The following is a 13250-nucleotide window of genomic DNA, read 5'->3' on the forward strand; positions in this document are numbered from 1 at the left end:
TTGTAGTCTAATACTTCAAAAGACCATTCATGCGTAAAATCATACTTTCAGTTCTTGGAATACTATTTATTATAGGTGCTTTCTATGTAGCAAAATCTTTAATTTCAAGCAAAAATAGACCGAAACCAGTCGTACAAAAAGTAGTAAAAACGGTATTTGTAGATACGGTAAAAAATAAAACCATTGAAATTGTAATTCCCGCAAATGGTAGCTTAGTCGCTCAAAATCGTATCGAATTATTTTCTGAAGTGCAAGGTGTTTTTAATGGCGGTAGTAATGCTTTTAAGCCTGGTCAGAAATTTTCAAAAGGACAAGCTTTAATTCGTATTAATTCTGGCGAATATTACGCTAGTGTACAATCCGCAAAAAGTAATCTATACAATTCTATAGCCGCTATTATGCCCGATTTGCGTTTGGATTTTCCTAATGTATTTCAAAAATGGCAAAACTACTTGAATCAATTCGATTTAAACAAAACAACTCCGGCATTACCTAAAGTCGATTCAGATAAGGAAAACTATTTTATTACAGGTCGAAGCATTGTAAGCAATTATTATAATGTGAAAAATTTAGAAGAGCGTTTATCTAAATACAACATTTATGCACCTTTTAATGGTGTTTTAACCGAAGCATTAGTAACTAAAGGAACTTTAGTGAGAAATGGTCAAAAATTAGGTGAATTTATAGATCCTTCAGTTTATGAAATGGAAGTGGCTATAAGTAAAACTTATGCCGATTTATTAAAAGTAGGAGAAACAGTTCAATTAAATAATATTGATACTAATAAGACTTACAAAGGTGAGGTTGTTCGAATTAACGGTAATATAGATGCCACCACACAAACCATTACTGTTTTTATTGAAGTTAAAGATGAAGGTTTAAAAGAAGGCCAATATCTGGAAGCTAAGTTAAATGCAAAAGATGAGCCGGATGCTATTGAAGTAGACCGTAATTTGTTATTAGATAATAACAAAATGTTTGTGCTAAAAGACAGTTTGTTAGATGTCATAGAAGTGAAACCAGTACATTTTACAGATACCAAAATGGTTGTAAAAGGTATTCCAAATAATACCATTATTTTAAAACGACAAGTGCCAGGTGCTTATGCAGGGATGTTAGTAACACCTTATGAAGAGAAAAAGAACGCCACTAAACCTGCTAAAAACTAATGAGGAAAATAATAACATATTTTATAAAACACCATGTCGCGGTAAATATCTTTATTCTGGCATTTGTGGTTTTTGGTTTAGTGGGTTGGTTCTCATTAAAATCGTCTTTCTTTCCATTAGTAGATTCTAAAATTATAAATGTAGCCATTACCTATCCGGGAGCTTCTCCTCAGGAGATTGAAGAAGGTATTGTACTTCAGATTGAAGATAATCTTAAAGGTTTGGAAGGTGTCGATCGTGTCACTTCAGTATCCAGAGAAAATAGCGGAACCATTACCGTAGAAATTGAAAAAGGCGAGAATATAGATTTCATGCTTTTGGAAGTTAAAAATGCGGTAGATCGTGTGCCTTCATTTCCAACAGGCATGGAGCCTTTAGTGGTTTCAAAACGTGATGAGGTTAGACAAACCATTTCATTTGCTATAAGTGGGGACAATATTCCTTTAGCCACATTGAAACAATTAGGGCGACAGGTTGAAAATGATTTACGGGCAATAGATGGTATTTCTCAAATTGAAGTTACTGGTTATCCTGCAGAGGAAATTGAGATTGCTGTAAATGAAACCGATTTACTGGCTTATAATATTACGTTTAACGACGTGTCACAAGCGGTTAGCACGGCAAATATTCTGGTTACTGGAGGAACTATTAAAACCGATGCTGAGGAGTTTTTAATTCGTGCCAATAACAAATCTTATTATGGCGATGAATTGTCAAACATTATTGTTAAAGCAAGTGCAGATGGAAAAGTAGTACGTTTAAAAGACGTTGCTGTGGTTAGAGACCGTTTTTCAGAAACACCTAATGCGACTTATTTTAATCAGCAATTGGCAGTTAATGTCACCGTAACAAGTACAAATAATGAAGACTTGGTGTCTTCGGCAGAAAAAGTAAAAGAGTATATAGAAACCTATAATGCCAAATATAACAACGTACAACTTAATGTGGTAAGAGATTTATCTATCACACTTAAACAACGAACAGCACTATTAGCAGAAAACGCTGTTGTTGGGATGTTGTTGGTATTATTATTTTTATCCTTGTTTTTAAATACTAGATTGGCTTTCTGGGTAGCTTTTGGTTTGCCAATTTCATTCTTAGGAATGTTTATTTTTGCAGGTCAGTTTGATGTAACTATTAACGTATTGTCGCTTTTCGGGATGATTATTGTTATTGGAATTTTGGTCGATGACGGGATTGTTATTGCCGAAAATATTTATCAGCACTACGAAAAAGGAAAAACACCTATTCAAGCAGCAATAGACGGAACCATGGAAGTTATTCCTCCAGTGGTATCTGCTATTATTACAACACTCTTAGCCTTTTCATTATTTCTCTTTTTAGATAGTAGAATTGGGGAGTTTTTTAGTGAGGTTTCGGTAATTGTTATTTTAACCTTAGTCGTTTCTTTAGTCGAGGCTTTAATCATTTTACCAGCGCATTTAGCACATTCTAAAGCATTAAGAAAACAAACGGTTGAGGAAAATCCTTCTAAAATTAAGCTGTTTTTTAATAAAATGCGAGTTGTAAATCAATTCGGAGACTCTATTATGAGTTTCCTAAGAGATAAAGTGTATTCTCCAGCTTTAAATTTTGTATTAAAGTTTAAAATGTTGTCTTTAGGCATATTCGTCGGGCTTTTAATCTTAACATTTGGCTCTATGGGCGGTGGTATTATTGGGGTGACGTTATTTCCAAGTATTGCAAGTGATACGGTAACTATTGAGTTGGAAATGCCAAACGGAACCAACGAAAAAGTGACCGATTCTATCATTTCTATGATTGAAGAAAAATCGTTTATCGTTAATAAAGAACTAACGGAAGAATATTTAAAAGGTACTGGAAAAGAGTTATTTGAAAATACCATTTTAACCTTAAGTAGTAGTTCTAGCGCACGTTTACAAATAAATATGTTGCCAGGAGAAGAACGCCCGGATGCCATAAAATCCGATTTAGTAGCTAACCGATTACGGGAACTAGTTGGTCCGGTTATAGGTACAGAACGTTTAAATTTTGGTTCTGGTGGGAATTTTGGAGGTAGTCCGGTTTCAGTATCATTACTAAGTAATAATATAGATGAATTAAAAGCTGCAAAAGTAGAGTTAAAATCGGTTTTAGAGAGTAATCCGCTTTTAAAAGATGTGTCTGATAATGATCCTGCAGGAATTAAAGAAATCAGACTTGAGCTAAAAGAAAGCGCTTATTTATTGGGCTTAGACTTAAGAACTATTATGTCTCAAATTCGTGCTGGATTTTTTGGTGTTCAAGCACAACGTTTCCAGAGAGGACAAGATGAAATTCGTGTTTGGGTTAGGTATGATAGAGAAAACAGATCTTCTATTACAGACTTGGACGACATGAGAATTGTTGCGCCAAACGGCGAGCGTGTTACTTTAAAAGATATTGCAACTTACGATATTGTTCGTGGTGATGTAGCTATTAATCACTTAGAAGGACAGCGTGAAATACAAGTGTCTGCCGATTTAAAAGATCCTAGTTCTAGTGCAACCGATATTTTGGCAGATATTAAATCGAACACCATAAAAGACATTCAATCGAAATATCCAACCATTACAGCGTCTTTTGAAGGGCAAAATCGTGAAGCTAGTAAATTATCAAGTTCTATTGGTTATGCGGGATCTATCATTTTAGCTTTAATATATATAACTATTGCTTTTACATTTAGAAGTTATAGTCAGCCTATTTTATTGTTGTTATTGGTGCCATTTAGTTTAACTGCGGTAGCTTGGGGACATTGGTTATTAGGTTTTCCTGTAAATATATTATCGTTGTTAGGTATTATCGCTTTAATAGGGATTATGGTTAATGATGGCTTAGTGTTTATAGGTAAGTTTAACACCAATTTAAAAGAAGGCTTAAAGTTTGATGACGCTTTGTTGGAGGCAGGAAAATCTCGATTTAGAGCTATATTTTTAACCTCTTTAACTACTATTGCAGGGTTAGCACCATTATTATTAGAAAAAAGCCGACAAGCACAATTTTTAAAACCTATGGCTATTTCAATATCTTTTGGTATTGCTTATGCCACAATACTAACCTTGTTGGTTTTACCTTTATTTTTAGCTTTCAGTAATAACATTAAAACTGGTGCTAAATGGTTAGCTACCGGTAATAAAGTAACAAAAGAAGAAGTAGAACGTGCTATTAAAGAACAAAAAGAAGATGATGAACATTAGGACTTTTTTAATTTTATTATGCAGTTGCTTTTTGCAAATAGGTATTGCTCAAGAATTAATTTCGCCACAGCAAGCGGTAGATTTAACATTAAGCAACAATTACGGCATAAAAATTTCAAATCAGGATGTGGAACTGGCAGAAAATAATGCAAAATTGTTAAACTCAGGGTTTTTGCCAACCCTAACAGGAAATGCGGGATCTACTTTTAATATTGACAATACCGAAGCAGAATTTTCCGATGGTCGGGTAACAAAACTAACCAATGCTGAAAGTTCTCGTTATAATGCGTCATTAAACCTAAACTACATCTTATTTGATGGTTTGGGGAGAGCTTATAATTATAAGAGATTAAAAGAACAGTATAACTTAACGGAATTACAGGCAAGAGAGACTATAGAGAATACCATTATCCAGCTATTTACAGTCTATTACGATGTGGCAAAATTTTCGGAAAACTTGGAGGCACAAGAGGAAACGTTATTAATCTCTAAAGACCGTTTAACTAGATCCGAATATCAGTTTGAGTATGGGCAGAATACCAAATTAGTTGTTTTAAATGCTCAGGTAGATATTAATAATGATAGTATAAGCATTATAACCACAAGACAACAACTTAACAACACTAAAAGAGATTTAGCTTTTATTTTAGGGCAAAGTGATAATAATTTCGATGTTTCTACCAATTTTGAACTGAATGGACTTTTAGATAAAAGCACACTTCTAGAGCAAAGTAAAACTAAAAACATAGCACTATTACAAACCGAAAAAAATATAGATATTAATGAGCTAACTATTAAAGCCAATCGTTCTGGGTATTTGCCTACGGTAGGTTTGGTGGGGACTTATGGCTGGAATAGAAATAATAACAATGCAGCTTCGTTTGTGGCAGTATCTACTAATACAGGTCTATCTGGAGGCATAAATTTAAGCTGGAATTTATTTGATGGCGGAACAACCATCACACAAGTAAAAAATGCTAAAATCAATTTAGATACTCAAAAGCTGTTAAAAGAGCAATTGCTTCTGGATATTGAGCGTAATTTTAATAATGCGTGGGACGATTATACCAACAAGCTTCTTATTTACAAAGTACAATCTGAAAACATACGTACAGCAAAAAGTAATTTTGAGCGTACCGAAGAAAAATTTAAAATAGGACAAGTTAACTCTATCGAATTTAGACAGGCACAATTAAACTTATTAAATGCAGAGCTCTTACAAACTCAGGCAAAATATGATGCTAAACTGTCGGAATTAGTCGTGTTGCAATTAAGTGGGGAATTATTAAACACAGCGTTTTAAGATGTTAGAGCATTTTTTTCAGTGTCCATATTGTTGGGAAGATATTTCGATGCTTTTAGATCGAAGTGTTCGAGTACAAACCTACGTAGAAGATTGTGAGGTATGTTGTAATCCTATTGAGCTAACACCTCAATTTGAAGACAACGAGTTAGTTAGCTTTAGAGCCGAAAATATTGAGCAATAATTTAGTAAAAATATTTGTTTTTTTAAAAAAGCATCGTATATTTGCAGTCCACAATAATCGTATCGGCATTATGAACCGAATTAAAAACAAAAATTGTGATATAAATCGCGAGATAGAGCAGTAGGTAGCTCGTCGGGCTCATAACCCGAAGGTCACTGGTTCGAGTCCAGTTCTCGCTACAAGGTTGAAAAACAGCGTTTTAAGAGCAATTTTAAAACGCTTTTTTTATGAGTAAATATTTGATTGAGTACACAATTGAGGACAATATTATGAGTGACCCTATTCGCTTTAAATACAACAACATAATTGACAGCTTAGTTAAAAAAGTAGATATTTCCCCTAAAGATTACAAGGATAAAAAAAACTTAAATAAACGCTGGGTTGTATATTTTCGATACCAAACAGCTAGTTCTGATAAGAAAAAAAAATATTCTAAAGCTAGTTATAAAATAAACAGCCAATACATTGAAGTTAATAGGATAAACGACCATAAAGAAAAAATTAAGCATATAGAATTTTTGAAAAATGCTATAATTTTTCAATTGAAAAACGATACACGTTTTGTATTAACACTTGTTTACGGAAAGGAAGAAGCAATTAAGCGTTATCCTAATGCTTTTAGTAAACATAGTGATGTTACTGAACCTACAACAGTAGAAAATGCCTTAGAAAAGGTATTAGCCACTAAAAAAGACTTATCAAGCACATACTACAACGACCTTAAGTCTATTAAAAACAGATTTATTAAATATGTTGGTTCTAATAAAAATGAGCCGACCAGCTATTTAACCAAAAAAATAATTGTGAGTTTTTTAAACGATGTTACAGTTGGTAAGTCTTCAAGAACTTACAATAATATTAAAACTAATTTAAAGACACTTTTAGAGGGGTTAAAAGACTTAGATTATATCGAACGTAATTTTTTAGACGGTGTAAAGAACAAACAGACAAAAGCAAAACGTAATGTAGCATTTACTATTGAACAAAAGGAATTTATTTTTAAAGAAGCTAAAAAACATGATGAACTATTATATTTTTTTCTGCTACATGTATATTACGAATTAATGCGCCCTCAAACAGTTGTTAGAATTAAAGTAAAGGACATTGACTTAAAGAGCATGATGTTTAAAACTAATACTAAAACTGGTAAATTTAATAAGTTAATATTAAAGCCACTACATGACGAATTTTACAGTAAACTAAATCTATCTAGCGCAAACAAAGAACATTATATTTTTGGCTTAAATAATTTTATTACTGAATGGAGTGCTAAAGATGAAAACAGACGACAAAATTATACAGACCGATTTAAGAAAATAATTAAAGATCCTTATTTTAAAAATTCTGAATACACTATTTATAGTTTAAGGCATACCGCTATTGGCGTTGCGTTTAAAAATAAGTGTCAAGAACTACAGCAACAAAAGGTTTATAATTATAAAAAAGAAGCTGTTAAATGGATCATGCAATTTACAGAGCATAAAACAGAAGATGAAACTTTAATTTATTTACGTGGTATTAGTACAGATATTGTAGAGGATTGGAGTAATTATTTGTGATATTTTAATTTTTTATTAATAAAAAAACGCCGTTTAATTTAAACGGCGTTTTTAATTATTTTTTATTTTTCTTAATTAAATATAAAACTGCGCTTATACATCCAAAGGCTAAAATTAAATACTGTACAATTAAGAACTTATCTTCTTTATCTAAGATTTGAATTAGTATCAAAATAATGAACAGCACTACAATAATAATTCTCATAAATTAATCTTTTAGTGGTTGCCTAGACAAGCGTCATAATCATGAAATGCATCTTCTGAGCACATTATAAACAATACCATGGCTGACCCAGCACCAGTTACTAGACCTACACCACTTGTAAAAACGCCAACAACGGCAGACATTCCCATTGATACAACCCAATTTCTTTTACATCTACCAAGGGCTGAATCATAAGCGTTTTCACAAGGTCCAGCTGGAACATTTGCAGAAAGTCTGTTGTATTCGTTATTAACCTCTCTGATAAAATCATCTTCAATTTCCTCTATACTCTCAAATCCAGAATCAATTATAAATTGAGAAATGATATCCTTACTCTCAATCATTAACGTTGATATTTCGACTGATTTTACGATATTTGAATCTGATAAAAATTGTTCTAGTTGAGAGTATTCTAAGTCAATAGGAATGTTAGACAAATAATTCATATCAATAGATTTTTCTTCTGATATTAATGAATAAACTTCCAAGCTTTTTGCTACGTGAATTTTAGCAACTTCTTGCAGAGTTAAAGTATTTCTCTGGTTAGCATTGAATAAATTTATCTTATCATTAGAAATAACAGATTCATTTTGTAAAACATCATCGTTTTTACTACAAGAAATAAATAAAGTTAAAATAATTAACAAAGAGCTAAATTTTGTTTTCATAAATTATATATTTTAAAATTCATTTAAAATTAAATTTAGGAAAATAATTAAATTTGTTTTTAACAAAAATTTAATATTATGCTTTTAATAATTTTTTGAAGAAAAAAAAATACCGCCCATTACAGGCGGTTTTTAACAAACTAATCAAACTAACAAACTATACGATTTCGTAATTAATTTCTTTTAATGGTATAGCGTTGCTATTTTCGTCTATAAGCGAGAAGCTGGCAACGTTTAATTTTGTTTCATGTATTGGCGTTGTTGCATATCTGTTTTTATCATGGTACAGATAATTTTCGGTAAAATCGTTTTCTTTTTCAATAAACGTAATTATATCGCCGTCAAACTCTGCGTCGCTTCCACCTCGCATTTTACCGCTACTGGTTAATTGAAAAATGATAACGAATAATTTACCTTTAAACTTTTTGCGTAAATCATTATCCAGATCAAAACCTTTTAGGTATTGCCAAAGCTTTTTCATACTATCAACAAAAATGACATCTGCATTTTCAATATCTTTTAAAAAATCGTTTATATTTTCCCTTGAATAGTTAGGCGCATAAATTAACTCTTTTGCTTTATCACTTAAAAATTGGTCTGCCTTTTTTTCAAACAAATAACTTTCTGGGTGTTCCTCTAATGAAGCAAAGAGCGTTTTATAACCACTTTCAGAAAAGGCGTTCATCATTTTAAAAACTGCTGTTGTTTTACCAGAACCAGCTGGCGCACTTAAAGTCATAACTGCGCTTTCATGTTCTTGTATTTCAACTTTACCTAAAAAATCTTGTAAATCTTTGTGTTCCGGTAACAACTCAAAAAATTGGCGTTGTTGGTTGTTACTTCTATTAGATAAAGAGCCGTTTAAACCTTTTTTAAGATTATTTTTAGGAACTGAATTTGATTTTTTTGTATTTTTGTTTTTAGAAAGTGATATTTTTCCACCGTCAGATGTTTTGCTGATTACCAGCGCATCGGGAGATTTATCACTTTCTTTTTTTGTTTTACCTATTTCGTAAGTTTTAAAATGAGTTTCACGATTTTTGTAAAGAACTATTGAAATTCTTACGTGTCGTTGTTTGTTATCAATTACAACTTTCGATTTAAAGTTTAGGTACCCTAAAACGTCTTTTTTATCGGTTGGTTTTGGGTTCCCGAAATTGTTGTATGTCGAACTTTTTATTAATTCTTCTATTTTTTTAACTACAACAACTTTTTCCGAATAAATAGGCTTTAATAATTTGCCTTTAGCTTTACTTACAAACTCAATATTTTTAAGGAAGTTTGAAGCTGGAATTTTTTTGCCTTTTAAATGTGTTTCGTAATACGTTTTTAAAAATTCTCGTAATTCTGAAACCGTCATTTTTTTAAAATCTTCAGTAGAAAAATTTAATTGTTTGTTAGCACCAAATAAGCCGTATTGCCCATTTTCATCTACTTTTGTTTTTTTCTGTTTTAGTTTGCTTGCAATTTTTTTTGAAGCTTTTATAGTCGCCTTTTTAACTGGCTCAGGTTCTTTTTTTTCTTTTGCTGAAGCTTTTAAACTTTCTAAATATTTTGGGTTTCCGTTTTCGTCGTACTGGAGAATAAAATCTGTTAATTTTTGAGCCTGTGTGCAAGCACGCATTACGAACTTATTATCGTCTTTTATGTGTGTTAAGACGCTGTTCCAATTTTTAATGTATTCAGCATGATTTTTGTTATTATGAAAAATAATACCAGCTTCTGCACTTAAAAAAACTGCGCCCCATTCGGCTATTAATTCTTCAAAAGCGTATTTTTTAGAGCCAAAACGACCAGTAAAATCTCTATCTAATCTGCTGGCTAATCCTGTAGAGTGAGATAATTCATGTAAAAATGTTCTGTAATAGTCTTGCGGTGTTTCAAAATCTACCAAATGTGGCATTTTTATTAAATCTCGCATAGGACTAAAACTAGCCTTGTCGCCACCAAAACTATAGCTAGGTGCTGGTTTCGGATAATTTTCTATAATAGCTTCTGGAATTTCTAAAACTTTGTTGTTTTTGCTTGTTGGCAATTCTTCTTCTATATATCCAATTTTAAAATTATCTAAATCAAAATCAATATTTTCAATGTCTGAACCGTTAAAAACATTATAATATTTAAGTATTGGTAATTCTTGAATAAGCATAGGGTTTATGTTATTCTTTTTAGCAAATTCACTAGCTTTTTTTGCGTTGTAAGTTCCAAAGTCTATATTTCTATCTGCTAATTGTATTTTGTATAAAACAGTAAAATAAACAACTGGAGAACCTTTTGAGCCTTTTTTTAGTTTACCGTTGTGTTTTTCTATCTGTTTAAATGTTAGAAAAAATGGATTTGGTAAAGGCTCAAAAGTGCTTAACAAAAACACGTTTACACCTCTATATCTTTTTTTGCTATCAAAATTAAATGGTATTAAATATCCAGTACCGTAGGCTTTAGCTTTCCACTTTTTTTTGTAACCAGTTCCAGAAGCTTCTTTTATTAAATTAAGCATACGTTTAGTTATCATATCGTAAATTTCAGACGGCGAAACTGCTTTAGCTAAACCAAAATCTTCATCTTCTTTGTCTGCTTTAGCTAAACCACTTAAAACATCTTTACTAGGGATTTCAAAAGCTTTGTTTATGGTTTCAATTTCAAACTTTTTAGCATCTGGATTTTTTTCTAAAAGTGATTTAATTTTATTACTATAAAAAAATTGTTCGTCGGTTTTAAGTTGTTCGCATAATTCAATAAGATCTTCTCTATTTATTGCGCCGTTTAAACTGTTGTATTTTGAAATCGAATTTAGCATGATTAGAATGTGTAGTTTTTGCCTAAAGCGTTTATAGTTGGTTTGATTTGTATGTTTTGGTAATTACTAAATAGTTCAGTTATTACTTTAATAGAAACAGAAGTTAATGGAACATTAAAATCTATTTCTGGTGTTGTGTATGTAGAGTTTGCTAATATTTCTATCTCGCTTAAATTTGGTGTTGCGTAACCTATATACAAACCTTTTGGTGTATAAAAGTCTAAGCGAGTTAAAGTAATTTTACCAGCGGTTTTAAGTACTAAATCTAATGCGCTGTTGTTTGTTATGTTTAAACTTACTTTACCACGTATAAGCTGGCTGTTAAAACCTAAATTTGAAAGTTTATTTAAGTTATAGGTTAAGTTGTTTAAGGCTAATTTATAGTCGTTTATTACTCTTGAAACTTTGTTTTTTGCTAAAAAATAAACTCCAGAAACCGTAAGCGCAGATATTATTAAAATATTTTTCATAAAAACAAGTTTTTTAAATAATGTCTAAGCAATAAATAAATAGCAAAAACAACTATTAAGATGATTAAGGTTTTAGTTAAAAATGGCGAACCACTTTTTTTTGTGGTTTTTGATTTACTATTTTTTTGTTGTTCCAGAACAGTTTTAAATTGTTTGTTTTGAGTTTCTAATGCTTTTAGTTTAACTTCTATAGCTTCGGTTTGCTTCCTGGTTATTTCCAATTGACTTTCAAAAAAACTTATTTTTGTTTCTAATTCTTTACTATAGGTTTTAACGTTGCTAGTCTGGAAATTTACGTTTGCACCATTAGTTTTAATTAAAGTGTTGCCAACTTGCACAAATTTTTCTTTTCCAAATTCCGCAGTAATAGAACCGTCTATAGTTGTGTTTTCGGTTTCGTCTGTTTTTTCTGTTGTTGTTGCCTGTTGGTTTGTAGAAGCTTCGTACTTTTTAATTGAATTTTCAATTTTTGTTAATTCATTTAAAAAGGCTTCGTTTTGCTTCGTTTCATTTGTGTTTACGGTTTCTTTAGTATAGTAATTTTCTTGTAACCAGTCTTTTTTTACAGTCTTACAACTGCAAAGTAGAAGCAAAGCTGAAAGCGTTATTTTGGATAGATTTTTCATAATTAAGAAACAAAAGGTGTTGGATCAATTAAAACGCCTTTTTTATAAATTTCTACGTGTACGTGTGGCGTTATTGAAGTACCGTATTTTTGCTTAATATCGTCTGCATAACAAACAATTTCGCCTTTAGAAAATGAAACGTTAACGTTGTTGTTGTATTTAACATACATTATCTTGGCTTTGTAGTCTTTAAATCCACCAACGCCTTGTAATTCTATTAATTGGTGTGCTTTATCTCCAGCAACATAGCCGTAACGATTTACAACGCAGTCAAACGGTGTTTTTATAGCGTCGTTTTCATTAGCCACTAAATCAATACCTCTATGGTAGCGTCTTGTACCGTCTGCGTTATAACCTCTATTTGCGCCAAAGTGTCCGCAACCTTTAGGGTCGCACTCTCTTATATCGTTATTAGCTGTTATATTCGCGAATTTTGCGCTATTGCTTTTTGAAAATGCTTTTTTCATAATTAATAAAACTAATGCTGTTGTTATTATTGCTTTTTTCATAATTAATCGAAAATTGGTTCGTTAGGTATCCATATTCCAGCAGTTCCAATAACATAACCAGAATTACCAAAAAGCGGATATTTATACGATTTACCCCAGCCAAAATCTTCTATATATTCGTCGAAAATGATTTTTTTTCGAGCCTTTATAACTTCAAAGTCATTATCTAAAATCATTTGTATAAATTTTTCGTCGCCTAAAGCTTCTCCACGAGTACCAATAAAAGTGATTGGATTTATTTTTAATGGGTTTAAAATTTTGGTTTTAAACTCTTTATTTACAAACAAAACTGTACTATTAAGGTCTTTTATCCAAAATGGAAACGGTATGTCTGACGATGCTAATTCTATTGTATTTAACCTATTTTCGACCTCGCTTAGTTTGGCTCTTATTTCGGTTTCTGCATCTTTACAACCTACGTATTTGTCGATATAATTATCTTCACGTTTTACCGTTAAATCCCAAACGCCGATAAATTGACCTAAAGCACCAGCTGTTATAAGTACAATTACAATTTCTTTCCAATTAGCAATAAGACTTTCTTTAAATGTCATGTAATTTGT

The 13250-nt window shown here is 31.5% G+C and carries 11 protein-coding genes and 1 tRNA gene; 6 read left to right on the top strand and 6 right to left on the bottom strand.

From position 1 onward, the window contains the following. The first annotated feature begins 29 nt into the window (after nt 1-29). The 6 genes from C7H52_RS06195 (at nt 30) to C7H52_RS06220 (ending at nt 7412) form a co-directional block, all read left to right on the top strand. A complete protein-coding gene (locus tag C7H52_RS06195; RefSeq protein ID WP_106463003.1) occupies nt 30-1169 on the top strand; it encodes an efflux RND transporter periplasmic adaptor subunit in 1140 nt (379 codons plus the stop codon). After that, nucleotides 1169-4366, top strand: coding sequence for an efflux RND transporter permease subunit (locus C7H52_RS06200; RefSeq protein ID WP_106463004.1), 3198 nt, complete (start codon nt 1169-1171; stop codon nt 4364-4366). The genes C7H52_RS06195 and C7H52_RS06200 overlap by 1 nt, the downstream gene beginning before the upstream one ends. Next, nucleotides 4356-5669, top strand: coding sequence for a TolC family protein (locus C7H52_RS06205; protein WP_106463005.1), 1314 nt, complete (start codon nt 4356-4358; stop codon nt 5667-5669). The genes C7H52_RS06200 and C7H52_RS06205 overlap by 11 nt, the downstream gene beginning before the upstream one ends. A gap of 1 nt (nt 5670) precedes the next feature. Next, nucleotides 5671-5853: a CPXCG motif-containing cysteine-rich protein gene (locus tag C7H52_RS06210; RefSeq protein WP_106463006.1), complete on the top strand. Its 183-nt coding sequence runs from the start codon at nt 5671-5673 to the stop codon at nt 5851-5853. 106 nt (nt 5854-5959) lie between these two features. Continuing rightward, nucleotides 5960-6032, top strand: a tRNA-Met gene (locus C7H52_RS06215). Between the two features lie 48 nt (nt 6033-6080). Then, nucleotides 6081-7412, top strand: coding sequence for a site-specific integrase (locus C7H52_RS06220; RefSeq protein ID WP_146130010.1), 1332 nt, complete (start codon nt 6081-6083; stop codon nt 7410-7412). A gap of 216 nt (nt 7413-7628) precedes the next feature. Here C7H52_RS06220 and C7H52_RS06225 read toward each other — a convergent pair whose 3' ends face one another. The 6 genes from C7H52_RS06225 to C7H52_RS06250 all read right to left on the bottom strand — a co-directional run bounded on the left by C7H52_RS06225 (nt 7629) and on the right by C7H52_RS06250 (nt 13241). Then, complete coding sequence (locus C7H52_RS06225; RefSeq protein ID WP_106463008.1) at nt 7629-8285, bottom strand: hypothetical protein; 657 nt, start codon at nt 8283-8285, stop codon at nt 7629-7631. Between the two features lie 157 nt (nt 8286-8442). Next, nucleotides 8443-11082, bottom strand: coding sequence for a zincin-like metallopeptidase domain-containing protein (locus tag C7H52_RS06230; protein WP_106463009.1), 2640 nt, complete (start codon nt 11080-11082; stop codon nt 8443-8445). Nucleotides 11083-11084: 2 nt separating this feature from the next. After that, on the bottom strand, nt 11085-11552 hold the full coding sequence (locus tag C7H52_RS06235) for a hypothetical protein (RefSeq protein WP_106463010.1): 468 nt from the start codon (nt 11550-11552) through the stop codon (nt 11085-11087). Next, a complete protein-coding gene (locus tag C7H52_RS06240; RefSeq protein WP_106463011.1) occupies nt 11549-12178 on the bottom strand; it encodes a hypothetical protein in 630 nt (209 codons plus the stop codon). Before C7H52_RS06240 ends, C7H52_RS06235 begins: the two co-directional genes overlap by 4 nt. A gap of 2 nt (nt 12179-12180) precedes the next feature. After that, nucleotides 12181-12687, bottom strand: coding sequence for a M23 family metallopeptidase (locus C7H52_RS06245; protein ID WP_106463012.1), 507 nt, complete (start codon nt 12685-12687; stop codon nt 12181-12183). Between the two features lie 2 nt (nt 12688-12689). Further along, entirely contained in the window at nt 12690-13241 is a 552-nt protein-coding gene (locus C7H52_RS06250; protein WP_106463013.1) for a hypothetical protein, read from the bottom strand. Nucleotides 13242-13250 lie beyond the last annotated feature (9 nt).

This window comes from Aurantibacter aestuarii, from assembly GCF_003008425.1.
Taxonomy (GTDB): Bacteria; Bacteroidota; Bacteroidia; order Flavobacteriales; family Flavobacteriaceae; genus Aurantibacter; species Aurantibacter aestuarii.

What these genes read in the sequence shown, in the direction of transcription:
- C7H52_RS06195 (WP_106463003.1), top strand. Translation starts at nt 30, where the DNA reads ATGCGTAAAATCATACTTTCAGTTCTTGGAATACTATTTATTATAGGT.
- C7H52_RS06200 (WP_106463004.1), top strand. Translation starts at nt 1,169, where the DNA reads ATGAGGAAAATAATAACATATTTTATAAAACACCATGTCGCGGTAAAT.
- C7H52_RS06205 (WP_106463005.1), top strand. Translation starts at nt 4,356, where the DNA reads ATGAACATTAGGACTTTTTTAATTTTATTATGCAGTTGCTTTTTGCAA.
- C7H52_RS06210 (WP_106463006.1), top strand. Translation starts at nt 5,671, where the DNA reads ATGTTAGAGCATTTTTTTCAGTGTCCATATTGTTGGGAAGATATTTCG.
- C7H52_RS06220 (WP_146130010.1), top strand. Translation starts at nt 6,081, where the DNA reads ATGAGTAAATATTTGATTGAGTACACAATTGAGGACAATATTATGAGT.
- C7H52_RS06225 (WP_106463008.1), bottom strand. Translation starts at nt 8,285, where the DNA reads ATGAAAACAAAATTTAGCTCTTTGTTAATTATTTTAACTTTATTTATT.
- C7H52_RS06230 (WP_106463009.1), bottom strand. Translation starts at nt 11,082, where the DNA reads ATGCTAAATTCGATTTCAAAATACAACAGTTTAAACGGCGCAATAAAT.
- C7H52_RS06235 (WP_106463010.1), bottom strand. Translation starts at nt 11,552, where the DNA reads ATGAAAAATATTTTAATAATATCTGCGCTTACGGTTTCTGGAGTTTAT.
- C7H52_RS06240 (WP_106463011.1), bottom strand. Translation starts at nt 12,178, where the DNA reads ATGAAAAATCTATCCAAAATAACGCTTTCAGCTTTGCTTCTACTTTGC.
- C7H52_RS06245 (WP_106463012.1), bottom strand. Translation starts at nt 12,687, where the DNA reads ATGAAAAAAGCAATAATAACAACAGCATTAGTTTTATTAATTATGAAA.
- C7H52_RS06250 (WP_106463013.1), bottom strand. Translation starts at nt 13,241, where the DNA reads ATGACATTTAAAGAAAGTCTTATTGCTAATTGGAAAGAAATTGTAATT.